The organism is Streptomyces sp. NPDC111744, from assembly GCF_055634995.1.
In genome coordinates, this window is record NZ_JBVKCG010000024.1 from 70,396 (window position 1) to 96,596 (window position 26,201).

General features: G+C 68.1%; 19 protein-coding genes and 2 pseudogenes. 9 read left to right on the forward strand and 12 right to left on the reverse strand.

Features of this window, described 5'->3' with window-relative positions:
* Window positions 1–11 precede the first annotated feature (11 nt).
* The 3 genes and pseudogenes from ACZ7OO_RS36185 to ACZ7OO_RS36195 all read left to right on the forward strand — a co-directional run.
* Window positions 12–2,369, forward strand: a complete 2,358-nt coding sequence (locus tag ACZ7OO_RS36185; protein WP_471511562.1) for a M4 family metallopeptidase — start codon at window positions 12–14, stop codon at window positions 2,367–2,369.
* A gap of 413 nt (window positions 2,370–2,782) precedes the next feature.
* On the forward strand, window positions 2,783–3,388 hold the full coding sequence (locus ACZ7OO_RS36190) for a hypothetical protein (RefSeq protein WP_471511564.1): 606 nt from the start codon (window positions 2,783–2,785) through the stop codon (window positions 3,386–3,388).
* 264 nt (window positions 3,389–3,652) lie between these two features.
* Window positions 3,653–3,775, forward strand: a pseudogene (locus tag ACZ7OO_RS36195) (NADPH-dependent oxidoreductase); the annotation flags it as partial.
* A 668-nt stretch (window positions 3,776–4,443) separates the two neighbouring features.
* Here ACZ7OO_RS36195 and ACZ7OO_RS36200 read toward each other — a convergent pair.
* The 7 genes from ACZ7OO_RS36200 to ACZ7OO_RS36230 all read right to left on the reverse strand — a co-directional run bounded on the left by ACZ7OO_RS36200 (window position 4,444) and on the right by ACZ7OO_RS36230 (window position 9,437).
* On the reverse strand, window positions 4,444–4,734 hold the full coding sequence (locus ACZ7OO_RS36200) for a hypothetical protein (protein ID WP_471511566.1): 291 nt from the start codon (window positions 4,732–4,734) through the stop codon (window positions 4,444–4,446).
* A gap of 84 nt (window positions 4,735–4,818) precedes the next feature.
* Complete coding sequence (locus ACZ7OO_RS36205; protein ID WP_471511568.1) at window positions 4,819–5,097, reverse strand: hypothetical protein; 279 nt, start codon at window positions 5,095–5,097, stop codon at window positions 4,819–4,821.
* 147 nt (window positions 5,098–5,244) lie between these two features.
* The gene (locus ACZ7OO_RS36210) at window positions 5,245–6,891 is read right to left on the reverse strand and encodes a penicillin-binding transpeptidase domain-containing protein (RefSeq protein ID WP_471511570.1); all 1,647 of its coding nucleotides are present in this window, start codon (window positions 6,889–6,891) and stop codon (window positions 5,245–5,247) included.
* Between the two features lie 63 nt (window positions 6,892–6,954).
* Window positions 6,955–7,092, reverse strand: a complete 138-nt coding sequence (locus ACZ7OO_RS36215) for a hypothetical protein (protein ID WP_471511572.1) — start codon at window positions 7,090–7,092, stop codon at window positions 6,955–6,957.
* A 159-nt stretch (window positions 7,093–7,251) separates the two neighbouring features.
* Complete coding sequence (locus tag ACZ7OO_RS36220; RefSeq protein ID WP_471511574.1) at window positions 7,252–7,719, reverse strand: hypothetical protein; 468 nt, start codon at window positions 7,717–7,719, stop codon at window positions 7,252–7,254.
* An 824-nt stretch (window positions 7,720–8,543) separates the two neighbouring features.
* On the reverse strand, window positions 8,544–8,768 hold the full coding sequence (locus tag ACZ7OO_RS36225) for a LexA family protein (RefSeq protein ID WP_471511576.1): 225 nt from the start codon (window positions 8,766–8,768) through the stop codon (window positions 8,544–8,546).
* A gap of 303 nt (window positions 8,769–9,071) precedes the next feature.
* Window positions 9,072–9,437 carry a hypothetical protein gene (locus ACZ7OO_RS36230; RefSeq protein WP_471511578.1) on the reverse strand — a complete coding sequence of 122 codons (366 nt, stop codon included), beginning with the start codon at window positions 9,435–9,437 and terminating at the stop codon, window positions 9,072–9,074.
* Between the two features lie 486 nt (window positions 9,438–9,923).
* Between ACZ7OO_RS36230 and ACZ7OO_RS36235 the strand changes: the two genes are divergently transcribed.
* Entirely contained in the window at window positions 9,924–10,532 is a 609-nt protein-coding gene (locus ACZ7OO_RS36235) for a YceI family protein (RefSeq protein WP_471511580.1), read from the forward strand.
* A 335-nt stretch (window positions 10,533–10,867) separates the two neighbouring features.
* Here ACZ7OO_RS36235 and ACZ7OO_RS36240 read toward each other — a convergent pair whose 3' ends face one another.
* Window positions 10,868–11,077: a hypothetical protein gene (locus tag ACZ7OO_RS36240; RefSeq protein WP_471511582.1), complete on the reverse strand. Its 210-nt coding sequence runs from the start codon at window positions 11,075–11,077 to the stop codon at window positions 10,868–10,870.
* Window positions 11,078–11,851: 774 nt separating this feature from the next.
* On the opposite strand from ACZ7OO_RS36240, the gene ACZ7OO_RS36245 reads away from it, so the two are divergent.
* From ACZ7OO_RS36245 to ACZ7OO_RS36255, 3 genes are all read left to right on the forward strand, one after another.
* Window positions 11,852–12,799, forward strand: a complete 948-nt coding sequence (locus tag ACZ7OO_RS36245; protein WP_471511584.1) for a DMT family transporter — start codon at window positions 11,852–11,854, stop codon at window positions 12,797–12,799.
* A gap of 151 nt (window positions 12,800–12,950) precedes the next feature.
* Window positions 12,951–13,982: a TauD/TfdA family dioxygenase gene (locus ACZ7OO_RS36250; protein ID WP_471511586.1), complete on the forward strand. Its 1,032-nt coding sequence runs from the start codon at window positions 12,951–12,953 to the stop codon at window positions 13,980–13,982.
* A 707-nt stretch (window positions 13,983–14,689) separates the two neighbouring features.
* On the forward strand, window positions 14,690–15,022 hold the full coding sequence (locus ACZ7OO_RS36255; protein WP_471511588.1) for a histone-like nucleoid-structuring protein Lsr2: 333 nt from the start codon (window positions 14,690–14,692) through the stop codon (window positions 15,020–15,022).
* A gap of 878 nt (window positions 15,023–15,900) precedes the next feature.
* Here ACZ7OO_RS36255 and ACZ7OO_RS36260 read toward each other — a convergent pair.
* Window positions 15,901–16,921: pseudogene (locus tag ACZ7OO_RS36260) on the reverse strand (LLM class flavin-dependent oxidoreductase).
* Between the two features lie 374 nt (window positions 16,922–17,295).
* On the opposite strand from ACZ7OO_RS36260, the gene ACZ7OO_RS36265 reads away from it, so the two are divergent.
* Window positions 17,296–17,541, forward strand: coding sequence for a DUF6924 domain-containing protein (locus tag ACZ7OO_RS36265; protein ID WP_471511590.1), 246 nt, complete (start codon window positions 17,296–17,298; stop codon window positions 17,539–17,541).
* 109 nt (window positions 17,542–17,650) lie between these two features.
* Here ACZ7OO_RS36265 and ACZ7OO_RS36270 read toward each other — a convergent pair whose 3' ends face one another.
* The 3 genes from ACZ7OO_RS36270 to ACZ7OO_RS36280 form a co-directional block, all read right to left on the reverse strand.
* Complete coding sequence (locus ACZ7OO_RS36270) at window positions 17,651–19,243, reverse strand: ABC transporter substrate-binding protein (protein ID WP_471511636.1); 1,593 nt, start codon at window positions 19,241–19,243, stop codon at window positions 17,651–17,653.
* 950 nt (window positions 19,244–20,193) lie between these two features.
* A complete protein-coding gene (locus ACZ7OO_RS36275; protein WP_471511592.1) occupies window positions 20,194–21,273 on the reverse strand; it encodes an MBL fold metallo-hydrolase in 1,080 nt (359 codons plus the stop codon).
* A 47-nt stretch (window positions 21,274–21,320) separates the two neighbouring features.
* The gene (locus ACZ7OO_RS36280) at window positions 21,321–23,210 is read right to left on the reverse strand and encodes an amidohydrolase (protein ID WP_471511594.1); all 1,890 of its coding nucleotides are present in this window, start codon (window positions 23,208–23,210) and stop codon (window positions 21,321–21,323) included.
* Between the two features lie 1,005 nt (window positions 23,211–24,215).
* Here ACZ7OO_RS36280 and ACZ7OO_RS36285 point away from each other — a divergent pair.
* Window positions 24,216–25,769 (forward strand): hypothetical protein, encoded by a 1,554-nt coding sequence (locus ACZ7OO_RS36285; RefSeq protein ID WP_471511596.1) that lies wholly within the window; start codon window positions 24,216–24,218, stop codon window positions 25,767–25,769.
* Window positions 25,770–26,201: the final 432 nt, after the last annotated feature.

Sequence of the window (26,201 nt, forward strand, 5' to 3'; positions counted from 1 at the left end):
GAGCTGCACGAGTGAACCGCCACCCGTCTCCCGCGGGCGCCATATCACCCCCGAACCCCTCTCCCAAGTGCGGCGGGCGCGCCGCACGTGGTCGCCTCGCGGCCGCCGCCGTGACGGTGGCCGCACTGCTGACCCCGTTCCTCCCCGCCACCGGCGCCGCAGCCGCGCCCGCCGACGGCGACACGGCACCGCGCAAGATCGTCGCCAAGGCCAGGCCCGGTGCGCACCCCGACACCCTCTCCGCCGGGCAGCGCAGGCAGTTGCTCGAGTCGGCGACCGACCGGCGCACCACCACCGCCCGCGCCCTGCACCTTGGCGCGAAGGAGAAGCTGATACCCAAGGACGTCATCAAGGACGCCGACGGTACTGTGCACACCCGCTACGAGCGCACCTACGCGGGCCTGCCCGTCATCGGCGGTGACCTGGTGGTCCACGAGCGGGCCGGCAGCCGTACCGTCACCAAGTCGTCGTCCGCACAGGTCACTCTCCCCACGACCAAGGCCGCCCTCAGCGCCGCGGAGGCGAAGAAGTCCGCCCTCTCCGCGGCCAAGAAGCAACGCACCGAGGGCCCGGCCACGACCGGGGGGCCCCGGCTCGTCGTCTTCATGGACGGCACCAGGCCCACCCTCGCCTGGCAGTCCTACGTCACCGGTACCCAGGCCGACGGCACACCGAGCCGCCTCGACGTCGTCACCGACGCCACGACCGGCAACCGGCTCCAGAGCACCGAACAGATCAACTCCGGTACCGGAAACAGCCGGTACAGCGGCCAGGTCGAGATAGGCACCGTCGACGACAACGGTGTCTACGAACTGACCGACCCCGACCGCGGCGGGCACAAGACCTACGACCTGACCGGCGGCGGCAACGGCACCCTGGTCACCGACGACGACGACATCTGGGGCGACGGAACCACCGCCGACCGCCAGACCGCCGCCGTCGACGCCGCCTACGGCCAGCGCGAAACCTGGGACTTCTACAAGGACCGCTTCGGCCGCAACGGCATCGCCGACAACGGTGTCGGAGCGTCCTCGCGCGTCCACTACGGCGACGGCTACGCCAACGCGTACTGGGACGACCTCTGCTTCTGCATGACCTACGGCGACGGCCTGGGCAACGCCAACCCCCTCACCGAACTCGACATCGCCGCCCACGAGATGACCCACGGCGTCACCTACGCCACCGCCGGCCTCGTCTACACCGGAGAGTCCGGCGGCCTCAACGAGGCGACCAGCGACATCATGGGCACCGCCGTGGAGTTCTTCGCGAACAGCCCCGCCGACGTCCCCGACTACACCATCGGCGAACTCGCCGATGTCCGTGGCACCGGCAAGCCCCTGCGCTACATGGACCAGCCCTCCAAGGACGCCGACCCCGTCAAGGGCACGTCCGCGGACTACTGGAGCCCGGATCTCAAGAAGCAGGACGTCCACCACATTTCCGGCCCGGCGAACCACTTCTTCTACCTCCTGTCCGAGGGCAGCGGGAAGAAGACCATCAACGGCGTCGCCTACGACAGCCCCACCTACGACGGCCTGCCGGTCGCCGGCATCGGCCTGACCAACGCCACGGACATCTGGTACCAGGCCCTGACCACCTACATGACCAGCACCACCGACTACGCGGGTGCCCGCACCGCCACCCTCCAGGCGGCCGCGGACCTGTTCGGGCAGGGCAGCGCCTCCTACGAAGCCGTCGGCAACGCCTGGGCCGCCGTCAACGTCGGTGCCCGATTCGTCCACCACATCGCCGTCACGGCGCCCTCCACCCGGCCTGTCGCCGTCGGCCAGCCCACCACACGCCAGATCGAGGCCGTGGGCTCCGCCCCCGGACGGCTCTCCTACGCGGCGCACGGTCTGCCCAAGGGCCTGTCCATCGATGCTCGCACCGGGCTGATCAGCGGAACGCCGAAGAAGGCCGGCACCTTCAAGGCGGCTGTCACGGTCCGGAACACCGCCCAGCGCAAGGCCAGGCTGACGGTGCGCTTCGACTGGCCCGTCCTCGTCTCCGGCGGGCGCAACTTCGTAAACCCCGCCCGATTCGACATCCCCAACTGGCAGACGATCGAGTCCCCGCTGATCGTGACCGGCCGCAAGGGCAACGCGCCCGCGGACCTCAAGGTGACCATCGACCTCGTCCATCAGTGGGTCGGCGGCCAGGTGGTCACGCTGGTCAGCGAGAACGGCACGGAGATCCCGGTGAAGCCCTGGTACTGGGACACCGGCGAGGGCGAGATCCGCGCCACATACACCGTCGACGCCTCCACGGTGCCTGCCAACGGCACCTGGAAGCTTCGGGTCAGCGACGACACCCCCGGCATCTTCACCGTCGAGCCCGGCTATCTCGATCGCTGGAGCATGACCTTCTGACCTGAGGGCGCGGCCGGTGCTCCGCAGCATCGGCCGCGCCCGACGGCGGGACGCCGCTCGGCTGAGCCGCAGCATCCCCGGAGTCATGTGTCCATTCCTGCACTGCCGTTGTGTACGAAGGGGAACGAAGCCCGCCTCGATGTCCGCAGGACGCCCCGGTACGCGGGAGGCGCTGGTCGTCTCTGCTGGAATAGGGGGGCGTCAGGCAGCGGCCGTAAAACAATGTCCTGGCCGGATGCGGCGGCCGCACCTGGCGCTCCTTCGAAGCGCGTCGGGACACGCTGCGCTCCGTCGTGCGGATATCGCCACAACCGCCGCCAGTCTGCGCTGCCACGACAAGTCGGCCGTTGATCCCGCCGCCTGGTGTCGTGGTCTGCCACTCACATCGAGACCGAGCCGGCGGAGGACCCCGCATGCCGTTCACCGTCCAGCGGCTGTTCCCTCGGCGTGAGCCGACCGCCCTGCGTATGGTCGCGGAGTGCCTGGCCAATGCTTCGACGCTCCGGGAAGGTCCTGTTCTGGACGACGGGAGCGGTGCGGCCTGGCTCGTCTTTCTGTGCCCCGCGCATGCGGAGGGCCTGCCCGAGTGGGTCGGCGTCGTGACCCACGCCGACCAGGGCTCGATGCCGCGCGGGTCGGTCATGGATTTTCGGTCGGCCGAGCAGGTACTGCAGTCGCACACGGACCTGTGGCTGACGTCCCTGACCGGCGTGTGCGCGGATATGGGGGACGGCGTCCTGACCGATGTCCTGGCCGAGGCCGAACGAGTGCTGCGCATGCGCCTGGACCAGGATGCGGGTACCGAGGACGGCCCGTTGCGGGGCATCGTGATGAAGATCGGTTTGGCCTGCCGCTCCGCAGCCCTGGGCGACCTGCGCAAGGTGGTGACGGCCCTCGGCTATTGCGAGATGGTGGCCAAAGGCCTCAAGCCGTGGCAAGAGGACGGCAGCGACCCTCATGAGCAGGACGCCGCCGAGGCCGGCTACCGGCAGATGCTCGACATCCCGCCCGAGGACTGAGGGTGTTGTACAACCAGCCCGTGGCTCGCCACCACGGCCCCCTTCCGATCGAAGACCCCGCCGTGTGACGGTCGAGCACATGCCGTCCGGCGGGAGAACCAGCCGGTCTGGCGGTGGACGCGCACCGGTCCGACCTCGTTCGAGTTGTTGCGTGTCGGCCGCATGGCGACCTTTTCGGAACCCGTCTGGCGGCCCAGCTTGTTTCCGACGGCGGGGCTGTCGTCGACCTCGCCACCCTGCGCGACTTCGACATGACCTTGTACGAAGCACGCACTGCTCGTGTCGGCCTCGCCGTCCCTGGTGGGCGGGAACTGCGGACTGTGGGCGCTGCGGATCCCCCTGGAGCATCCGGGCTCGCGTGTCTTCCCGGACATGTCCGGTCTGGCCGCGAGTCTTTGCTGTGCGCGCCCGCCGTCGGTCGGCATTCGCCGATGGCGGGCGCGCTGAGCGTCCGGTCCTGTCCGTGAGCGCATGCTCGGCGGGAACAATCTTCTATGCATCGAGCGCTCCACCTTCACACGCGGCCCGGTAGGTGTGGCCGCAATACGGCTGCCGCTGGGGATGACCTGGCTTCGGCGATGAAGGAGTGTGGGACCGATGGCGACGGTGGAGGACGAGTCGCTACGCGAAGGTGAACAGAGCTGGGCCGACGACGCCCCCCTCGTCACCGGGTGCGGGCGCAGGATCGAGCTGCGGCGCCTGCGGATCGGCCGCCCGGATCGGCCTGTCCACCGGATCGCGTTGGCCGTTGGGGAGGCCCGTGGCGGAGTGCCCGGGGTCTGGGCGGCGCTTAGCCCGGACGAGGCGCGTGCCCTAGGCCGTGTCCTACTCCAAGAGGCTGGTGCCGTGGGGTCCACGACCTCGGCCTCCTCGGCAGGGGACTGAAACCCACCGGAGCCTGCGACGCGGGCGTTCGTGATCGCGCCGAGCCTACGGCTTCCTCGCGGAGCCGTACGGGAAGGTGTGATCGATGCCGGACGGCCGGCAGGCGCTTCGGCGCGATCCTCGAGTTTTGGTGTCCGGCGCCGCGTCCCCGTACGGCTGAGTGAGGATCGTCAGTCGGGCTCGTGGAGTGGCGCGATCAGCAGGGGGATCCGGCGTATGTCGTCGAGGGTGAGGACGAGTCCTGCCGGAGCGCAGGTGGCCCGCATGCCGATCAGGCTGTCGGCTTCTCCGGGCTCGAGTTCTTCCCAGTCGACGGTTCCGGCTGCCTCGAACGCCGCGCTGAGTTCGGCGGGCATGCCAGGAAGGTCTCTCTCCAAGGAGAGGTCGTCGGGGTTGATGCTCACGACCTCCTCGCCGTCGACGGCGTAGGTGAGACAGGCGTCCCCGTTGATGGTGGACACGGTCGTGACAGCTGTCCGCCCGTCACCGGAGAGGGCCTCCGCCGAGCCGTCGTAGGTGTATCCGGAGTCGTCGTAGACGAAGGTTCACTCGCCGATCCGTCCGGCCAGCAGTACGGCAGCGCTCTGCGTTTGGACCCCCAGAGCGGCAAAGGGGAGTGAAAAGCGATCGTTCGGCTTGCTGTCCGGCAGTGTGCAGGACCTGATCGACTCCGCCTCGGCGCGCAGGGTCCGGAGCGCCTGCGCCGGTTCCATGCCGCGCACCACGTGGAGGCTGTGGTTCGGATCATAGGAGGCCAGGTCACCGATCCAGGCCGGCAGTCCCTCGAAATCCAGTGTGGCCGGCGGGAAACCGGGGGTGGGCATGGTGGACCTCTTTCGCTGGTGGCGTCCTTGGGTGAGGGTGCCCGCTCACGCGGGCAGTGCCGCGTCGCACGGCAGAGGCGGACCGTGCGCCGCTGCTCGTCCGCACAGTAGGAGCGTGGTGGGTGTGTGCCGGTGGGCGTCGAAGGCTCAGCTTGTGGTCAGCAGTTGCCTGACCACGTATCCGGCCGAGTCGACGCCCGAGGTGCCGCCTTCGACGAGGGCTGCGACAGCGATGTGGGAGTTGTACGCGGTGAGCCATCCGTTGGTGTGGTCGCCCTCCTCGGCCGTGCCGGTCTTGGCGCCGACGCCGGGCAGGTCGTGGAGGCGGGGTGCGGCGGTGCCGCCGGTGGCCACGCTGCGCATCATCGTCTGCAGGTATCCCGCGGTGCGTGCGGATATCCGCTCGGGTGCGGTGGTCTGGTGCTGGGCGGGGAGGATGATCGGCTGCTCGAAGCCGGTGTTGCGCACGGTGGCGGCGACGGATGCCATGAACAGGGGGGTGGCGGTGACTTTGCCCTGACCGATGAACTGGGCTGCCTGGTCGCTGCCTTGGATGTCGGCGGGGATGCTCGGGTCGGTGGTGGCGACGCCGCCGCCGATGGACCAGCTCCCCATGCCGAAGACGTCGGTGGCTTCCTTGTTGAGCGCGGAGGCGTCGCCGTCGTGCACGAGGTAGTTGAAGCCGTCCTTGATGAAGGAGGTGTTGCAGGAGACGGTGAACGCCTGCGTGATGGTGGCGCCTGGGGCGGGCTTGACGCCTTCGTCGTTGTGGAAGGTCTGGCTGTTGGCGACCAGTGAGTCGGTGCAGGGGGCGGGGCTGTTGGTGGTCAGTCCGGCCTGGTCGAACAGCGCGGCCGAGGTGATGATCTTCATGGTGGAGCCGGGTGACTTGATGCCGTCGATGGCGATGTCGCCGTCGTCGCCGGTGTGGGCGAGGGCGAGGATGTGTCCGGTCTTCCAGTCGAGGGCGACGGCGCCGGCGGCCTTGTTCTGCAGGTGGGCGTCCTTGACCGCGCGTTCGGCGGCCTGCTGCAGGTGTGCGTCGATGGTGGTCTTGATGGCCGGGGTCTTGCCCTTGTGGAACACCTCGGCCGTCGCGACGCCCGCACCGTCGCCGTCGACCACGGCGACACCGGTGCCGGGGGTGCCGCCCTTGGCGGGGGCGTTCTTGCGGATGGTGGCGACGATGTCCTGAAGGGAGGGGTAGGCGGACAGGTCGGTCTTGCCGTCGCCGGCGACGACGGTCGCGTCGCCGGCTCCGGGGGGCAGTTGCCCTGCCGTGAGCGACTGGTCGTTCTGAAGGCCTGGATAGAGCACGGAGTTGTTCCAGTGGACAGCGGTCGCGCCGTTGTTGCTCTGCCGTACCGCGATCGCGCTCGCGTAGTTCCACGTACCGCCGTCGACCTGGGCTGTGACGTCGAAGTCGACCTTGGCTGCGCCCTTGGTCACGGTCGAGGGGCCGCTCGAGTGGATGTGGGTGAAAGAGAGCTTCTTCAGGTGCAGTCCGCTTGCGTAGTCGTTCAGTGCTGAGACGGCCGACGTGGGTTCGTCGGTGTCGCTGGCGGCGGCGGCGAGATGCTGCTCGGACCAGTCCCCGAGAAAGGTCCTCGCCAGTTCCTCGGCTTTGTCGCCGGAGGGGGGCGTCTTCGAGACCGCCGCCGGGTCGAATGCCGACCCTGTCCCGTCGTCGCCGACCGAGGTCAGTTCGTGCAGTAAGTTGTAGGCGCCGAACCCGCCGGTGACGAGCAGCGCCGTGACGGCGCCGGCCACGACGGTCTTCGCAGCTCTGTTCATGGCATGATCGTAATTATGTTCCGCTAGCGAACAAAGAGCCTTTCGGGCAGCTTTGGCGGTATGTCAGGTCACGTCCGTCGGTTCGTCGTCTCCGGGCGGGCCCTGCGGGTGTGCTCGGTCGCTCGGCGTCGGGGTGACGTGCAGACGGACGGCCAGGGCCGTCACCCGGTACGGCGTGACGTGCAGGAAGGTGAGCGACACTGTCCACCCGACACGGCCCCGGTCGTCCGCGTGATCAACGCGTGTCCATGGGACGGAGACATGGAGGAGGCCTCCAGAGACTGAGACGGCGTCTTGTGGCGGGACCTTCACAGCGCCGGGCGGCGCATGTGTGCGCGGGTCACGCCTGGGGACGTCCGATCAGTCTGACTGCGGTGCGGATGCCTCGGCAGAGGTGGGTGCGTCGGTGGGGTCGGGGGCGGTGTAGTAGACGGACCGGCCCTGCCTGCTGCGCAGGGTCTGGTTCTTGGCCACGAGCGCTTCAAGGGTGTTGCGTACGACAGGGATCTGGATGTGTCGTTCCGGGTACTGCTCGTCCAACGCGGACGCGATCTCCGTGACGGAAAGAGGCTGGGTCCGGGCGGACACGTACGCGCGCACGAGATCGACGAGCGAGGGTGAGGCCGACGCCTTGGATGCCTTGACGGCAGCCTTCGCACGGTCCTGGCCGGGGACGCGACCGGAAGTCTTCTCGAACTCCGGAAGACGGGCGCTGCCCTTCACCGGTGCGGCCTTCTTGGACGAGGCGGCCGCCGCGCCCGTGCGCTGGTGGGCCAGTGCGGCGGCGGGGTCGGAGGTGCCCAGGGCCTGCCGGATGGTCAGCAGCACTGCATGGTCCTGCTGGAGTGAGGCCAACTTGCGTTGGAGAGCCTCGAGTTCGTGAGAGATGCGCTCTTGTTCCGTCAGGTTCCGCTCGGGTCCTCGGTCACCTGCGTGCGGTATTGCGAGGCCAGACCGGCCACAGCGGCAGTGGTTTCGGACATGCGCTCCCCCCTTCTTGAGCTACCGCTGCGGGCGTGAAGCGCGCGGCGTGTGCGGGATTCAGAGGTGTGGCCGTCTTGCCTGGCGCCCTGAAGCAGCGCCGTAACAGTTGCGCAGGGACGTCACCTTGATACTACGCGTGGGACCCACTGTGTTCGCCGTTGTCCCAACCCGTAGGTGTGTCAGGGAATTTGGTGCCGGGATCGTACCGGCGACGGCGTGGGACCTCGGTCACCGCGTGAGGGCCGGGCCGGGCGCCGGCGGTCCCGTGCCCCGCGAGGGTTCGCCCATCCACGAGGCGGATGTCCGGTGCAGCGAGGACCGCCCGTTGGCGCCACACACACCACCAGGCGACCGCCGGAAAACACACTCAGCAGCACAACGACACCGGCAGGAACCTCGGTTGCCGGCAGACGTGTCACCAACCTGCACGCGGCCCCGGGGGCGGGGCGCTTCGAGGGAGTCTCGCCCTGGGGACCGTCGTCTGCGCCGGAGCGTCACCCTCGCGTTTGCGCAGGCCTCCCTGGGCCCGTGCTCGTGACAGCCGGCGGTCAGGGCGGCGGCCGGGTGCTCTGGTGAGGGGACGACCGAGGATGCGGGATCGACCTCCTGTCCTCACCGGGCGGCCGCGACGGGTTCGGTCGGGCGGAGTCCGGCCGGCCCCTGTTCGGTCACATGACCTGGATGCCGCGGTGGCGGCCCGGGATGCGGATGATGGCGCCCTTCATCTCGAGTTCGACGAGCTGATAGTGGACGCTTCCTCGGCTGCGCATGCCGAGAGCCTCGCCGATCTCCTGGAGTGTGGGTGCGGATCCGGTGTCCGTGATTTGCTTGCGAATGTAGCGGAGAACGCTCTCTTGGGCGCGTGTCAGGTGATCGACTTTGTGCTGTGCCATACAGCCGATTGGAATGCAGTTCCGCTTCGAGAGGCGGCCGTCGGTGGTTGCTTGCCCCGCTTTTCTCCAAAGGCTGCCTTTTCGTGCTGTCAGGACCCTCTCACCGGACGTGAGCGGGCGCCTGGGGCTGCTTGATTGCCTGTCCTTCGGGGTGCAGGAGGGCTGTCGGCTGTTCCGAAGTGCTGCGGAGCCGTCGGGGCGCTGCGGTCGGCGCGCGTCGCGCGGGTGATCCGGGGCCGAGGTGCCCCCCCGCACTTGCGGCGAGGGGCACCGGATCCCGATGGCGGGCATCGCGGGGTCGAGTCAGAACCACCAGGTGTACGGGGCGCTGCTGTCCCCGCCGGAGGCCAGGCCGGCGCCCTGGGCGACATTGACGTCACCGCCGGTGAGATAGCCGCCGTTGTTCACGTAGGCATCGATATGGACCATGTAGCTGGTGGCGCTGGTGCGCTGCCAGTGGGCGGTCTGGCACTGCCCGGCCGGGACGCCCATGAACCCGCCGTTGGCCCAGTAGATGTTGGTCTGGTAGTTCCCCCAGGAGCAGACCTCCAGCTGCCAGGCGGGGACCGAGGACGCGGACGCCGAGCCGGCGAGGCCCACGGTGAGTGCGCCCGCGAGCGTGCAGACGATCGCGGCCGCACGTGCCCGAGTCTTGAATATCGACTTCATTCTTCTATGGATCCTTACCGATGTGCGATGCCAGTGGTTGGCCGAGGCGCGTCGAGCATTCGGAGATCTCCGAGTTCTCGACGCGGGGGCCAGTCTTCTGCGGGGTGCGGGTGGGGGCCCGCCGAAGGAGGAGGGGGGAGTATGTCGGGCAGATCTTCTGCCCGAGTCACTGATTCGGTGGTGCGCGGCGGCCCGGGCGGCGGCGCAGGCGGACACCGCCCGGGCCGCCTGACGACTTACTGCGGATCACCGTTTCGCGTGGGCTGGTGGCCTCGATGCGTAGTGGGTCCACCTCCAGTCGCCCGGCCTCGACGGCGAACGCGGCGGAGGAGGTCCGGTCTTCGGGCATGCCTGTGATGCGTGTCGCAGGCCGGATGGAATCCGGATGGAATAGGGAGGCGGTCCGGGAGCGTTCAGCTCGTTGAAAATTCAACGAGCTCGCCCGAACCGGACCGAGCGACTTCTTCCCCTAGGAGCAGCCAGACCATGGGCATCTTTGGACGCAGGAACAGCGCCACCCGGACCGCCACCACCGCAGCAGCCGTGAACCCGCGCGTCGCCGCCGTGAGCGGTGCCTACACCATTGACCCCTCGCACTCCACGCTCGGCTTCGTCGCGCGCCATGCCATGGTCACCAACGTCAAGGGCAAGTTCAACGACTTCACCGGCAGCCTGCACCTGGACGGCCGCAATCCGGCCGCCTCCACGGCGACCATCGACATCAGGACTGACAGCATCGACACGGGGTCCGCGGACCGTGACGGCCACCTCAAGAGCGCGGACTTCTTCAAGACCGGCGAGTTCCCGGTGATGACCTTCCGTTCTGTCAAGGCGGAAGCGTTGGGCGGGGACGACTTCAGGATCACCGGCGACCTGTCGGTCCTCGGCGTGACAAGGCCGCTGAGCATCGACCTGGAGTTCAGCGGTGCCGCCACGGACCCGTTCGGCAGCGAGCGGGTCGGCTTCGAGGGCAAGGCCGAGATCCTGCGCTCCGAGTGGGGCCTCACCTGGAACGCGGCCCTGGAGACCGGGGGCGTGCTGGTCTCGGACAAGATCAAGCTGCACTTCGACATCTCGGCGATCAAGAACGCCTGAGTCAGGTGCACCGTGCGCCGTGGCCCGGGCCTGTCTCACCGTGTCGCGCGGGAGTGTCTCGCTCCCACGCGGTGCTGGACGACTGGAGAGCGAGGGCTCGGTGAGAGTCGGCCGCCAGCACGGACCCGAGGTCGTTGGGCGCCCCTCCCACGCGGTCGCGTGAGGGCGGGTTCGCATGGGGACACCGTCCTTCTGTGTACAGCGAAAGGTCCGCTGGTTTCCCCGTCGGGGCGATGCCGGACGGTGCGGCTCGTCGGTCGCCGCGACCGCTCCACGGCCGTCACCTGCAGCGCTCCCGGGCGCAGGATGTCGCCCGCCACGCGTGACGACGCTGCTCAACGGGCGTCGGCTGTGGCGCACGCGAACGCCGCCAAACCTATTTCAACGCGCCCTGTCAGCGCCGGGTGCAGGGCTGCGCCGCCCACCCCGGCATCAGGAATCTGCGCGTCGGCGGCACCGTCCTGATCACGCGGCACGATCCGGCCGCCGGACGTGTGTGGAGCGTCGAGGAAGTCTGCGCTGCCTGCGCGCGCCTGATCCCCCATGCCACAGGAATGGCCGGCACCAGGACGCGCCCGCACCTACCGGTGGGACTGCGCCCGCCGGGATGCACACGCCGGCGCGCGTTCCGGTCCCCGGGGGTTTCTCCTCTGCGGATGCCGCGTCGGAGGCCGGTCACCAGGCGTTGCGTCCGTTGCGCAGCGATCGGGGGCGTCGCGGCCGGCGCGCTGGCCGGAACGGGCGTTGAGAGGGCCTGCGCCGCGACAGCGCGGCGCGGTCGACAGTGTCGGCACATGTCTCCGGGCGTCCGGCATCGGTGTTCCGAATCGACAGATGTCTCGCCGCTCCTTTGGGTCAAGGGTGCCTCTCGAGGCAGACCCCTTGCACCTGTGGCCTTGTGTCCGGCGCAGACGGTTGACCGGCCGTCAACGGACGGCAACGATCCAGTTGCTCAAGTAATGAAGAGCGACGAACTGGAGATCCAATTTTTTGTGGCCGAAGTGCAGTGGTGCAGGTGGCCGCACTTGCTTGTACCGGATCCCGGAGTTATCCGGGAACGCTGCACCAGCGAACGAACAGAAGCAGACGACTCCCTGTGGGTCACGGGACCCCTTATCCGAGAGCCGTATACCTTGGCCAGCAATGACCACACGACGAGCACGACACCTGGTGAATTAGAGAGGGCACTCCCTGCGGATACCGGGGAGGGGCTGCCGCTCGAGCAGACAGCGCGCCTGGGGGAAGAAGCGCCACACCCGCCAGGAAGCCGGACGCCCGCGGTCGACGAGGGCGGAAGCGGCGGCCCGCGAACTGCCGTTGTGAGCATCGTGGATCCGCCCCGGCGGGAGCAGCCCAGCCGGGGCAGCCTGATCGCCATGATCCTGCTGGTCGCGGTCACCGCAGTGTGGGGATCCACCTTTCTGGTCGTCCAGGACGCGACTCGGCGTATGCCCGTCATGGACTTCATGGCCGCGAGGTTCACGGTCGGGGCACTCGTCCTGGCCGTCCTGCGACCCCGGGCTGTCGTGTCCCTCGATCTCGCCGGTTGGGTCCGGGGCGTCGTGCTCGGCCTGGCCCTGGGCACCTCGTACACCCTGCAGGTGTACGGCCTGCGCTACACCTCGGCGACCGTGTCCGCGTTTGTTACCGGCATGTTCGTGGTCTTCACGCCTCTGCTGTCGGCCCTCGTCCTGCGCCGGAGTATCACCCCCGCGACCTGGGTGGGGACGGCACTCGCGACGGCTGGGCTGGCGTTGCTGACCCTGCGGGGCCTCAGCATCGGACCAGGTGAACTACTCACCCTGGCCTGCGCCGTCTGCATTGCTGTACAGATCCTCGGCACCGATGCGTGGGCGTCGGGGCGTGATCCCTACGGGCTGGCTTTCGCACAGATGGTGTCCGTGGCGGCGGGCGCGACGATGGCCGCGGTACCCGGCGGCTTGCACCTGATCCCGCCCGACACGGACTCCTGGTACGGGGTGCTGTGGACAGCAGTGCTCGCCACTGCCGCCGCGTTGGTCGTCCAGACGTGGGCGCAGACCAGGCTGAGCCCTGAGCGGGTCGCCGTCATCATGACGCTGGAACCTGTGTTTGCAACTGCGTTCGGTCTGTTCGTCGGTCAGATCCTGTCCGTGCGGCAGACCGCCGGAGGCGCACTCGTGTTGCTGGCGATGCTCGTGGTGGAACTCCACGGACGTTCCGGCACCGGAACAGCAGCCGCCTCGACACGCGATCCCGAACGCGCCTCGTTCGTCGCCTCTCCCTGACCCCCGCAGACCCCCACCGGCAGCCTTCGACTCGGGGTGCCGGGCGATCCGACATGGCCAACTCGGGCTCGTTCGGGTCAGAACTGCCCCGTCTCCCACGCCGACGCGCGTCACCCAACACCCGCACCCAGCAGTCCGACGGAGATCATCCATGTCTTCCCCGCAGATCGACCTCGTCCCCAGCGAGACCGCGATCCGTCTTCAGGAGGTGGTCCGCGGCCGAGTCGCCGCGGGCGCCCTCGGCAACACCGTTCTCAACCGCCCCGAGTGGCGGTTGCCCGATTCGCTGCGCAACGCTCTCGGGAACACCGTTGCGCCGCCCTGCCCGGCCCGCGGATTCCGCATGGTCAGAGGCCTCTTCGTCGGCCTGGACCACGTCGGTCCGACGCCCGCCCACTGGTCGCAGGACGATCCGCGGAGAACCGCGGAATTCGACGTGACGCTGGCTCTCGCGGCCGAGACACTGGGCGCCGTCTTCGGCTGGGCGGAACAGCAGGACGGACGAGTTGTGCACAACATCCTCCCCAGCAAGGGATGCGAAGACATGCAGATCGGCGCGAGCAGTATCGTGTCCCTCGCCTGGCACACCGAAGACGGTTTCCATCCCGAACGCGCCGACTTCCTGCTTCTCGCCTGTGTGCGCAACCCGGACGGAGTCGGCAGCCGGCTCGCATCCATCCGCGATGTCGTTCTCGATCCCGCGGACATGGTGCTGCTCCGATCACCGCTGCTTGCCATAGAGCCGGACGACAGCTACGGCGACCACGGCGCACCCCGCATGGAGTCCCAGGGAATGGCAACCGTATGGGACAGCCCCGACGGCCTGTGTGTCCGGTACGACCCCTCGTACACCCGCTTCCTCACCGAGGAGAAGGAAGTCATCCGATCCCTCGAACGGCTGGGTGACGCGTTCGAGGAGCAGGGTGCCGTCGTCTCCATGTCCCCGGGAGACCTGCTCATCATCGACAACGACGTCATGGTGCACGGGCGCGTCTCCTTCCGTCCGCGCTACGACGGGACCGACCGCTGGTTGAAGCGTGTGCTGGTGCGTGCTCCCCGCAGCAGGCCCGCGAGCGAAGCGCACGAGCACGGCTTCGGCCAAGAACGTGTCTTTCCCGCAGGCACAGTGCGGAAGCCGGCTGCCGGCGTATCGACCGGCGGGCTCGCGAACCCGGCCGACTGAGCAGTCGCGGTGCCACCGCCTCGACCGTCACGGTCGGACTGTCCTTCACGAGGTGCAACAGGTGCGTGCCGAAGAGGCGTTGGCGAGCTGGTCGCGCGGCCGGCCCCCGGCCAGGTCGCGCCGACGTCGTACTCGCCGTGCCCGGCGGCGCCGAAGGCTCCGACGAACCAGGGCCCGGTCGCCGGCCGCCAGTCTGCAGGTCCAGCCGGTGGCCCCTCTTGGTTCACTGCGCACCGGTTGTGAAGGGACGGTGATGCCGCCCGGGCTCTGACGGGGTGACTGAGGACGACGTCTGCCGAGTGAGGGATCCGGCGAGGTTCCGTCTGCGGGGCGAGCTGTTGATCACCTGCGGTCCGTCAGGTCCGAGGCGGCTGCGGGCTGCTGAGTCGCTAGACCTGCGACGACCGCGCCTGTCTTGCCAGCTCCTGCCGGGGGCGCTCATCCGCCGCGAGTCGGCGCAGTTCCGTTCACGCCGTGCAAATCGATTTTCCCCGGCCGCGACCATCGAACTGAATCCATGCACGTCACGCAAAAAGGTACGACAGGGTAATCGTTCGGTCGGCGCTATATTTACAATAGCGCGCCCTTGCAATCGGTAGAAAAGTGAACAAAGCGCGGGGCTGGAGTGCCGAAGTCGCGGATCAATCGCCGGGGTGTGCGGTATGTGCACGGGAATCGGCGAAAGTACGAGCTGGTAACATCCGGTCATGGCTCAGAAAATTGTGACCGTGTACACGGACGACCTCACCGGCGCGGAATCGAAAGAAGTGCAGACCCACACGTTCTCGCTTGATGGGGTCAATTACGAGATCGACCTAGTCTCGGAGAACTACGACAAGCTCTTCGAGGCGCTGGCACCGTTCATCGCCGGTGGTCGCAAGGTAGGCCGCACCAAGCGTACGGGCCGTTCGCAGGGGCAGGCGTCGGAGGGGCCGAGTGCTGAAGAGCTGCGGGCGTGGGCGCGGGAGAACGACCTTCAGGTAAACGAGCGAGGCCGCGTTCCCGCCAGCATCCGTGAGGCATACGCCGAGGCTCACTGAGGGAGTGAGGCGGAAAGAGGGTACGGCGGTCGCTTCCGACGGCATCGGTGGAACCGAACCCCGGCGTTTCTCGGTCCCCGCGCAGTCGGATGATCGGGTCCGTGTCTCGGCGCCGACCGTGTCCACCACGATGTCGGCGTCGTGCACATGTTCCTACAAGCGGTCGCCTGCGTAGTCCAGGACCCGGTGCGCGCCGAGCCTGGCGACGAACTACAGGTCCCGCGGCGGTCGCGGTCACGCGAGCGTCCAGCGCCGCGGCGATCTACGGCTAGGGAGCCGGCGACGCCAGCCCCGCCGTGGATCAGCAGATGCTGCCCGGATGCCGGCGCGGCGTTGCCGATCGGGGCCTGCCAGGCCGTGAGCGCCGCCAGCGGGAACCGCCGCGACATCGGTGTGGCTCAGGCCTGCCGGTCTGGCCGAGAGCACCCGCGCGGGGACGGCGGCGTCCTCGGCGGCGGCCCCGTCGCGTGTGAACGGGGTCAGCCGGTACACCTCGTTCCCCACCGTGAGGTCATCCACCGCCGGACCGAGCCCGGTCACCACACCGCTGACCTCGTGGAAGGGCACGATCGGCGTCCGGCCGTTTCCGGCTCCGTCGAAACTGTCGGTCCAGGTGGCGTCCCAGGCGAGCGCACCGTCGGTGAGGAGGCGGCGTGCACGGCCACCAGGACCTCGCCGTCGGCCGGCTCGGGGCGCGGCGTGCTCTCGTACACGAGTTGCCCTGGGCCTCCCCGCTGGTCGGCTCGGACTGCGCGCATGGTGGTCACGCCGGCGGGCGGTCAGTTCTTCCGCCACGCCTGCCGCGAACGGCTCGGCCCCGGTGATGTGTCACCCGGAGGGGCCCGTCCGTCGTTGCCGTACACCGGCGAAGGCCGCTGTCATCGCCAGCCGAGGGCCGGAGCGACATGGGTCAGGATGCTGTCGATCACATGGGCGTTGTAGTCGACCCCGAGCTGGTTGGGCACGGTGAGCAGCAGTGTGTCGGCGGCGGCGACTGCCTCGTCCTCGACGAGTTGCTTGACCAGCACGTCGGGTCCGGCGGCGTAGGAGCGTCCGAAGATGCTTCGCGTGTTGGCGTCGATGTAGCCGATCTGGTCCTTGGAATTGCGTTCCCTGCCGAAGTACGCGCGGTCCCGGTCGTCGGTGAGTGCGAAGATGCTGCGGCTGACCGACACCCTGGGTTCGCGGGCGTGGCCCTCGGCCCGCCAGGTCTCGCGATAGGCCTCGATCTGCTTGCGCTGCTGGACGTGGAGCGGCTCGCCGCTCTCGTCGTCCTTGAGCGTGGAGCTCTGCAGGTTCATCCCGAGCCGGGCCGCCCAGACCGCGGTGGCGTTCGAGCCGGATCCCCACCAGATGCGCTCCCGCAGCCCCTCGGAGTGTGGCTCGATGCGCAGCAGCCCCGGCGGGTTGGCGAATATCGGGTTGGGGTCGGGCTGAGCGAAGCCCTCGCCCGTGAGGACCTCGAGCAGCCGTTCGGTGTGCGAGCGTGCCATGTCGGCGTCGGTCCGGCCCTCCTCGGGCAGGTGGCCGAAGTGCCGCCAGCCGTCGACGACCTGCTCCGGGGATCCCCGGCTGAGGCCGAGCTGGAGTCGTCCGCCGGAGATCAGGTCGGCCGCGCCGGCGTCCTCAGCCATGTACAGGGGTTCTCGTAGCGCATGTCGATCACGCCTGTGCCGATCTCGATCCGGCTGGTGCGCGCCCCGATGGCCGCGAGCAGCGGGAACGGTGAGGCGTACTGCCGGGCGAAGTGGTGAACCCGGAAGTAGGCTCCGTCCGCACCCAGTCTTCCGCGGCCACCGCGAGATCGATCGCCTGGAGCAGGGAGTCCGCCGCGGAGCGTGTCTGCGAGTGCGGGGACGATGCCCAGTGACCGAAGGACAGGAACCCGATCTTTTTCATGCGGTTTTCAACAATCAAGGGCAGGTTTCATTCCCGGCGGCATGACCTGGGCGTCCCGCGGCTCGGCCGTGTACCGGCGCCATGGGCCCGCAACGGACCTCCGGGCCCTGCGCTGTGCAGCGCGCTCTCAGCACGGCCGGGCGACGACTCCCTGCCCTCCGGGCGGGACTCTCCGCGAGCAGGAGCCGGGCGCTGCTGCCGGATGGGTTTGCGCAGGGGCCACCGCCCGGCGTGCACGAAACGCGCCGAAGCCGCCCTGCGGTGAAAGAGGAGGGCTTCCGTGCTTTCGTCCGCGTCGCCGACGATCCCGCCCACAGCGGCCTGACCACCGTGGAGGCGGTTTCCTTGGTCCCGGCCGGGGATCTCTGCCGAGCGTGGCCGACCGGGCCGCCCGCACCGCGCCGGCGATGCCCACGCTCACCGTGCCGGACGATGCGCCTGACGAAGCATCGGAGGAGGGCGATGACGAGCTGCGCGTCGTGGGCGAGGTGCTGTGGCCGATCGAGAGCAACATCTCCGTCGGCAAAATGGACTGGGAAGAGTTCGTCGAGGCACTGGATGATCGACCCGCCCGGGCCCCAGCTCGCCGCTCGCCCTTTCCGCCGGTGCCGGGCCGATGAGCGCGCCGGATGACATTCCTCTGGGAACGGCATCCGCTCGCGCCCTCTCACGGGTGGATCTCCTGCCCGGCACCGCAACACTGCCTTCGCGTGACGCGTGATCAGCCGCTCACCCGCGGCCGAGTTCCCACAGCTGGAGCACCGAAGACGAGTTGATGGAGTAGGCGACCCCCGTGACGTCGTCTCGGGCTGCCACGTACTGCTTGCCCTGCCACAGAGGTAGGACGGGCACGTCCTCGGCGACCGTGTCCTGGATCTTGGTCATGGTCTGCGCTGCGTCGATACGGTTCTGCTCACGCCTGGTCTCGGGAATCAATGTCTGCTGGATGGTCTTGTTCGAGTAGGGCGAGTTGAGGAAGTTGTCCTTGTCGAGGAACGGCGCGACGAAATTGTCCGCATCGGGGAAGTCGGGGAACCATCCCATGCCGTAGACGCTGTACTTCCCCTTCCGCTCGACGGTGCTGAAAGCCGCCCACGGAGTGCCTTGGATGGTGACGTCGAAGAGGCCGCTGGCATTGAGCTGCTTGCGCAGGACCTCGAACTCCTGCTGGGAGGCCGATCCGTAGTGGTCGATGGTGTAGTGCATCGTCAGCTTCACCGGAGTGGCGACGCCTGCGTCTGCGAGCAGTTGCTTCGCCTTGGCGGTACTGGGATCGCCGTATTTGTTGAAGAACGAGTTGGAGTGCCCGGTGAGGCCGGCGGGGACCAGTGAATACAGGGGTTCGGCCTGGGTGCCGTAGACCTTGAAGACCAGTTCGCCGCGGTCGACGATCTGGGCCATGGCCTGCCGCACGGCCTTGGTTTTGACAATCGGTGCGTCGGTGTTGAATCCCAGGTAGCGAATCTCCAGGCCCGACATCTCGACGAGGTCGACGTTCGGGTCGGCGCCCGCGCCGAGCTTGTTGATCTGTGCCGGCGTCATGGCGTGGATCATGACATCGATATCCCCCTTGTCGATGGCGGCACCCATGGCCTTGCTGTTGTCAAAGACGCGCATCACGACCTTGTCGTTGTTCACCTTCAAACTGCCCTTGTACAGGGGGTTCTTGGTGAAGGTGGCGGTCGTCAAGGCGTCGTTCTTCACATCGGCCTTGAAGGTGTACGGACCCGAGCCGTCGATCGAGAAGCCGTTGCGCAGCTTGTATCCCTCGTAGTCCTTGGGGTTGACGATGCCCGCGACTGGCGTCGTCAGCTTGTAGGGGAAAGTGGCGTCGGCCGTCTTGAGGTGGAAGACGATCTCACGGTCGCCCCGGGTCTCGATCGTGTCGATCGTGTTCAGCAGCGCGGCGACGCCGGTGTCGGCGTTGATGCGCAGGGACCGCTCGATGGAGCTCTTCACGGTGGCGGCTGTTATCCGGTCGCCGTCCGCGAACTGCAGGTCCTTGCGCAGCGTGCAGACGTAGCGTTCGTCGCCATGGTCGCTGAAGCCGCAACTCTCGGCCGCCTCGGGCACCGGGGATCCCTCGCCCTTGGGCTGGATCATCAGTGTTTGAACCGTCTGACGCAGCATGTTCCAGGAATTGGTGTCGTACGTGTAGGCCGGGTCGAAGGGAGCCGGGGCCTCTTTCGTCGCGGTGAACCTGTCGGTGGTGCCCACGACGACGCTGTCACCTGCGCTCCCGTTGTCAGATCCGCCGCACGCGGTGACAGCCGGCGCGAGCAGGCCGACCACTGCTGACAGCACCAAAGTCTTGCGGTTCATGCACTGTTCTCCAAGGGGCGTTCCGTTCCGCTTCACCCGCGTGTTCGGGCAAGGCGGTGGAGGGCCGGGCTGCGGCCATTTTCTTGCGTACCGCTTGTGTGCTGATGCAATAAGTCTCGCCGACAGATGAGTTGAGGTCTTCAGCTCACGGTGCGAGTTCGCGCGCGTATGGACACTCGGCGACAAGCGGTTTACTTTTCAACATTACGAACGGCTTTATCGCCTGTCAATGCGCGTAGAGGTACTGTGGATTGTTCAGTCGGATGTTACTAATCGACTGACTGCACCCTCGCGGGACCAGATGGATTCTGTCCGATCGGGTAGATCGTCTGCCTCTATGGACAGAACCGCCCGCTGATCTCGCATTCCGCCGCCGGAGGTCGGAGCGCCGATGCCGGCTCGCCCGTTGACCTGCGTGGATCCAGGCTCCCAGATCCAGTCAGGAGCTCCATCGCCGGGACTGGCGTCGACCGGGACCTGGGGCCCGCAGAATTCTGTGCACAACGGGGCATCCTTTGATTCCGGAAACTGCTGTCTCGTAGTTTCCGCAGCCCTGGGGGCGGTGAATCAAATACGCCAGAGTCGGAGCGGATGTGCAGGAAATTCAAGCGGTCACCGGTTCGTGGAGAATCTCGCCGCGAAGCGCCACCGGCCGCCGACCCATTGAACCGTCGTTCTTTCGCCATCGCGAAGAAATCGAGTTGGCGGCGTCCGTGTTCGGTGGACGCCGCCACGGGATGTTTGGCCCGCTTGCCCACCGGAGCCTGGGGAGCAGCGGCTCAGGTCGCCCTGCTTGCCCGTGACTCCGGTGGGCGACGCGCGGGCGGTGCAAGGCCGCCACGGCGTACCCAGCGGCCGCACGCCCTTCTCGTACGGGGTGCGCTGATCCGTCATGTGCTTACGGAGTCGGGAATTCCGGTGGTTTCGCACCGGGGTGGTACCCCAGTGGTTCAGGGTCGGACGCCGAAGGGTCCGAGGATGCCGGTGTCGATGCGGAGGGATTCGAGGAGGGCCCAGGCGTTGTCTTTGGTGAAGACGTCGGCGGCGGCGAGGATGCCGGCGTATTTGGTGGCGACGGGGGTGGCGGCGGTGTCGGCGACGGCGTCGAGGAAGGTTTTGAAGATGGCCCAGGAGTTGCCCTGCGCGCCGTACTTGTCGAAGTAGGGGGTGGGGTCGACGGTGGCGATCGCGGACCGGGTACTGGCATCCAGATCGTCCATGTACTGGATCTGGAGGGTGCCGTCGGCGCGGGTTCCGAGGCGTCCGAGGTGGCCGCCGACGAAGGTGTGCCAGGGGTAGTCCATGGCGATGTGCTGGGCTTTGATCCAGTCGGGGATGTCCTGGGAGACGGCGAGGTTCTTGAAGGGGACCCAGCCGGGGTAGAGGACGTCGACGAGCATGAGGGTGTCGTACTCGGGGGCGTGGATGAAGATGTTGTCGGGGGAGTGGTTGGGGCCGTGGTAGGCCAGGTCGAGGACTTCACCGCCGGCCTTGAGCCGGTGGGTGTCGCGGAAGGTGAGGGTCGGCAGGGGCCGGTTGGGGTCGGCGACGCGGGCCAGGAGTCGGGCTGTTTCGGTGTGGGCGATGCGGATGACGTCGTGTCCGAAGAGGCCGGCGGCGCCGATGTGGTCGGCGTGGGAGTGGGAGTAGACGAGGTGGGTGACCTTGCTGGGCCGGCCGTTGGTGCGGGTGACGTCGTCGATGGCGCGGAGCAGGTTGTGTCCGATGGTGGGTGGGGCGTCGACGAGGACGACTCCACGCGTGGTGGTGAGGAACATGGCCTGGTAGTAGGAGTCGGTGACCCAGTAGAGGTTTCCGGCGATCCGGCCGACGTGGTAGCCGTCCGCGTTGGGGGTGGGTCCGGTCGAGGTGGTGGGGATGGGGTCGAAGTCCGGCAGGCCCGTGTCAGAGGCGTGGGCGGGCTGGGCGAGGGTGCCGATGAGGCCGGCGGTGGCGGGGACGGCCAGGGCGCCGGCTGCGCCCTTGAGGAATCGGCGGCGGTCGGTCGGGGAGCGGAGTTCGCGAGACATGAGGATCTGGGTGCCTTTCGATTCGAGAGGTGAGATGACAGAGGTGGTCAGTGGTGGCAGGGGCCGAAAGTGTCGGAGCGGGGGTGACCGTCGGCGGCCCGGCCGGTCCGCTGCCGCCATAGGAGGTGTTCGGCGGATTCGGTGGCGGCGTCCCGGACGCCTTCGGCCTGGCGCAGTCCGGAGCGACCGGGACCGTGCCCCGCCTGATAGCCGCCGAAGTGCGCGACCGGACTCCATTCGGGCCGGACGGACGGGACGGGCGGCGCCAGGCCCTCGAAGAAGCCGGCCGCGTGGACGACCCGGCCGCCCACCACCGTGAGCAGTGCCTCGATCTCGGGGATCCGCTCTTCGGGGATCTCGAAATAGTCGTCGCTCAGTACGGCGAAGTCGGCGTAGTAACCAGGGCAGAGGATGCCCTTGACGTCCTGTTCGCCGGTGAGCCGGGCACCACCGGCGGTGTACGCGGTGAGGGCCTCGGCGCGGTCCATGCGGTTGCTCCTCGACCGCAGCGGCACGCCGGCGACATTGCACCCGGACACCAGCCAATACAGGGCGACCCACGGGTTGTATGTCGAGACCCGGGTGGCGTCGGACCCGGCGGCGATGTGCAGACCGCGGCTGCGCATGGCGCCCAGCGGAGGTGCCGCCGCCGCGGCCAGGGAACCGTAGCGGTCACGGAAGGTGGTGCCCTGATACGCCAGGCGGTGCTGCACGCCGATCGCCCCGCCGAGCGCCGCGATCCGGTCCAGGCTCTTCTCCGACACCAACTCGACATGGTCGAACAGCCAGCGGTTCCCACCGGGGAAGAGCCCGTCGGAAGCCAGCCTCTCGAATACGCCGAGGTCACGGCGGACGGTCTCGTCGTACGTGGCGTGCAACCGGAATCCCCAGCCGCTCTCCATCAGGAGCCGGACCGCCTTCTCGAACTCGACCTCGTACGGGCCCAGTTCAGGGCGAGGCTGGGCGAAGTTCTCGAAGTCCGCCGCGGCCCATGTCAGGTTCTCCCCGGCGCCGTTGAGCCGAAGCCACTCGTCGCCGTCGTCGGGTCGCACTATGCCGATCCAGCGGCGCAGGTCGTCGATCTCCTGGCCGAGGGTCTGTGGGAACAGGTGGTAGGCGATCCGCACGGTCAGCTCGCCCGCCGCATGGAGGTCGGTGACCGCGCGGTAGCCGGACGGGAAGTCCTGGAATCCGCCGGCGGCGTCGATCAGTGACGTCAACCCGAACCGGTTCAGCTCCAGGAGGAACTGCCGGGTGGAGCTCTTTTGGTGTTCGGGCTCCAGGACGGGGGCCTTGGCCAGGGTCGAGTAGAGCAGCAGTGCGCCCGGCGCGGCGAGGAGCACCCCGGTGGGTTCGCCGTCATGGCCGCGGACGATCTGGCCGCCCACGGGGTCGGGAGAATCACGGGTGATCCCTGCGGCCCGCAGCGCGGCACGGTTGAGGATCGCGGCCTGATAGAGGTGGGTGACGACGACCGGGGTGTCGGGCGCGACGGCGTTCAATTCCGCAGGCGTCGGCATGCGGTGCTCCGCAAGCGATTCGACGCTCCAGCCGCCTGCCACCCGCAGCCACTGGCCGGGCGGGGTCCGTGCTGCCTGTTCCCGCACCATCGACAGGCCTTGGTGCAGAGTCCGCACGCCGTCCCACCGGAGTTCGAGCACGAAATGCAGCCCGCCGCGGATGACATGGTTGTGTGAGTCGTTCAGGCCCGGGACGACGCGGTGTCCCAGTGCGTCGATCACCCGGGTCCGCGGTCCGACCAGTGGAGCGACCTCCCGGTCCCCGCCGACGACGGTCAACGAACCGTTCTGGACGGCGAGCGCGGTAGCGGCCGGGTGCTTCGGATCGCCGGTGAAGATCTTCGCATTGCGCAGGACAAGATCCGCGGGCTTTTCCGGAGCGCCGGCCCGGATGCCGGCTACCGGCATGGATGTCATGGTCCCCCCTCTGGACAGTTGCCGACGGGGCCGCGCTTCCAGGCACGGAGCCGTGATCGTCGACGACGTCAGGACAGCACCTGGTGAGCGGCGTTCGCATCGGGGCTCTACCCCAGCGGGATGCGCCCATCGGGGGCCATCAGGAACTGGGTGACCCCAGAGGTATTGGGGCCTGCGATGAGGACGTGCAGGTCCGGCCGGAGGCTGTCGCGTTCCGCCCCTGCCCCGGTCAGCCTCCCGACCGTGGCCCTGACCGCGACCGCTGCCTGGGGAATCCGCGGCCACCATCCGTGCGATGCGTGTGTCCAGCGCGGCGGCAGCCTCCGTCTCCCGGTTCGGACCGTCGCCCACCTACACCACCTGGCCCCCGTTCAAGGACGGAGCAGCGGTGCTCACCTGCCCCCACAGCGACATGGGCCACCACGGATCGCCTGGAAGGAAACGGTTTCAAGCCAGCGGGTCGGTCGTACCGCTGGACCATTTGAGCGCCTCATGACTCGCCTTGCTTGCTTTCGGGGTCTGCGCCGCCGCTACGAACACAAAGCCATTCACGTCCCGGCCTTTGCCGGCATCGCCCGCATCCTGGGACTTGTCGCCTGAGACCACCTCGAATCGGCGCGCTGGTCGACGGCCAGCAGATGCCGAACCGCGCAGACGGCGGCTTGAGCGCGGTGGGTTTCATGCGGCCGGTAGCGGAGTGTCGAAGCCGCGCTTGCCGCGTTGCCGGCCTGGCGCCTACTCGCCGAATCGGCGGTGGCCGAGTGATTGGTCTTTGGCTGGTGCGGTTTGCACTGTTGGCGGATTTTAGACGAGACATTTTTTGCCCCGAAGGGCGATCTTCGCCATTGCTAAGGGCATGATTTCAGGAATATTTCCTCCCAAACAGTTATGTAAGTCGAAAACCCGGCGAGGTGTGCGAGGGAGGAAGGGGGTTGGGTGTGCGCTGGACGCTGACCCAAATTGGCCTGTTGATAGCGGCTGGTCCGGAGGTCCAAACAGGTTCAGATGAGGAAGAAGCGGTGGGTGGTTGTGAGCGAGCCGGCGTTCGAGCACGGTTGCGAGGAGGGCGCGGCCGACGTGGCGGGGGAGTGCATGTGGCTGGTCCTGGCGGCGCGGGGGGAGTGGATGGAGGCGTGTCGTGAAGCGGGCGAGGTTTTCGACGGCGTGTCTGTTGCGCCGGAGGGCCTGTCTGACGCTCTGGAGCGGGTCTGTCTGGCCCGGTCCCTGAGCGCTCGAGGACATGGCGGAGCCGCTGGTGCTGTGCTGCAGGCGATGCGCGGAGGGGGTCTTGTCCTTCGGGATCTGCGGCCCTACGTCATCGCAGTGCGGTCCGGCACGCCCGAACTGCCGGCCGCTACGGCTGCGCAAGCCCTCTCCGACGCCGCAGGATTCGCGCGCCGCACTCGCCTGGACAGGGTGGATGGCGACTGGGACAGCGCCGCTGTCAGCATCTCCGACACCACGGGAAGCCACCGCACGCCTATGGCCCGCGCAGCCGCCGACGCCACTTGGTCCTTTGACGTTCCACCCTGCCTGCGTCACCACCTCCGCATCCCCACCCGCCCTGCCGCCGAAGTCGCTGACCCCACGGCCCGAGACCTCCAACCCGCGCTTGTCGATCAGCCGCTCCTCGACGCCGAGATCCATGACGCCGAAGCCTGCGACGCGTTCGGACTCGACCGGCGAGATACCGCCTCGGAGCGGTGCACGCAGCCCTCCCGAGACCGCACGGGCAAGGCTTCCGAACCCCTGCTCCGCGCACTTCACTCCCCTTTGCCCGCTGAAAGGCCCAAGAGCGCAGAGGTCGACGAACGCCTGCTCGCGGCGATCCGCGAGGCGTCCTCCGAAGCGTCCGCGTCCGAGATCGCGCGGGCCATGGGGCTCTCACTCAGCCGACTCGTCAAGGTTTTGGAAAAGCGCAGATCACGGCTGGGTCTGCGGAACGGAACTCCGAAACAGATCCTTCAGCACATCCGCGCGAACTTGGACGCGGTCGCCCTCGGTTTCACTGGTAGGGACGCCGCAGGACTCGATCCCGGCGAAGCTTCCACCCAACTGTTCAACGAACGGGACCAACAGCTGATCGGCAGCATTCTCACTCATTCAGGAGCTGACCTCACCGCCCTCGCCAGGCTCTATGGTCACCCCACCGTCTCCTTGAGGCATTGGGTCAGCAGTATGGGGATCAAGCTGGGCGTGCTCGGTGCCGCGACCGAAGTCGTCGTCCACGTCCGCCAGAACACCGAGGACGTCCTCAGACGCGCCGGTCTCGACGCCAACGCTCTTCCCGAACTCCCCCCTGCCGCCTCGGCTGAACTGACCGAGCGCGACAAGCAGCTGATCGGCAGCATCCTCAGCAACCCGGGAATGACCCTCAACGCCCTCGCCCGGCACCACCGATGCCCAGGGAGCACGATGACGCGTTGGGCGGAGAACCTGGCACGTCGGCTGGGTGTGAAGGCCAAGGCGACCACTCTTGTCGCGTATGTCCGCCAGAACGGCGACGACGTCCTCGAACGCGCCCGCCTCGACCCCGACAACCTGCCCCGGCTGCCGTGACGTCGCGCCCGCCGTCGCCGGCCGCGGGCTCCTCCTGGTTTCCAAGGTCAGGGATCATGCGGTGGGAGGGAAGCAGACTGCTTGAAACCGTCACCAGGAGTCGCGTGAACGGAGCACCGCGTGCATGACTGGAGGCACGGGTACGGGAGCGGTTGGACGGGCGGGCGGATTCGCGCCCGCTCTCGCGCCGGCGTCGCGAGACCGGAAGAGCAGCCGTCCGTGGCATGCCAGGACCGCGCGGCCGGGAGCCGGCCGGGACTCGGGCCGCGGCCGGAACGGCTTTACTGGGTGCCTGTGGTGCTCGCCGCAGCCGTCCGGCGGTACGTCGTCGAGCGCCCCGGCGGACCACGAGATCTAGTTGGTAAGGCGCTCTTCGCCTACCGACGACCCCGGGCTCGCGTGGGGCCGAGGAGATTCCGATACGGGTCCTGG

Coding starts and splice junctions, on each gene's coding strand:
- ACZ7OO_RS36190 (WP_471511564.1), top strand. CDS start 2,783: ATGCCGTTCACCGTCCAGCGGCTGTTCCCTCGGCGTGAGCCGACCGCC.
- ACZ7OO_RS36205 (WP_471511568.1), bottom strand. CDS start 5,097: ATGCCCACCCCCGGTTTCCCGCCGGCCACACTGGATTTCGAGGGACTG.
- ACZ7OO_RS36210 (WP_471511570.1), bottom strand. CDS start 6,891: ATGAACAGAGCTGCGAAGACCGTCGTGGCCGGCGCCGTCACGGCGCTG.
- ACZ7OO_RS36225 (WP_471511576.1), bottom strand. CDS start 8,768: ATGGCACAGCACAAAGTCGATCACCTGACACGCGCCCAAGAGAGCGTT.
- ACZ7OO_RS36230 (WP_471511578.1), bottom strand. CDS start 9,437: ATGAAGTCGATATTCAAGACTCGGGCACGTGCGGCCGCGATCGTCTGC.
- ACZ7OO_RS36235 (WP_471511580.1), top strand. CDS start 9,924: ATGGGCATCTTTGGACGCAGGAACAGCGCCACCCGGACCGCCACCACC.
- ACZ7OO_RS36240 (WP_471511582.1), bottom strand. CDS start 11,077: ATGGGGGATCAGGCGCGCGCAGGCAGCGCAGACTTCCTCGACGCTCCA.
- ACZ7OO_RS36250 (WP_471511586.1), top strand. CDS start 12,951: ATGTCTTCCCCGCAGATCGACCTCGTCCCCAGCGAGACCGCGATCCGT.
- ACZ7OO_RS36255 (WP_471511588.1), top strand. CDS start 14,690: ATGGCTCAGAAAATTGTGACCGTGTACACGGACGACCTCACCGGCGCG.
- ACZ7OO_RS36270 (WP_471511636.1), bottom strand. CDS start 19,243: ATGAACCGCAAGACTTTGGTGCTGTCAGCAGTGGTCGGCCTGCTCGCG.
- ACZ7OO_RS36275 (WP_471511592.1), bottom strand. CDS start 21,273: ATGTCTCGCGAACTCCGCTCCCCGACCGACCGCCGCCGATTCCTCAAG.
- ACZ7OO_RS36280 (WP_471511594.1), bottom strand. CDS start 23,210: ATGACATCCATGCCGGTAGCCGGCATCCGGGCCGGCGCTCCGGAAAAG.
- ACZ7OO_RS36285 (WP_471511596.1), top strand. CDS start 24,216: ATGAGGAAGAAGCGGTGGGTGGTTGTGAGCGAGCCGGCGTTCGAGCAC.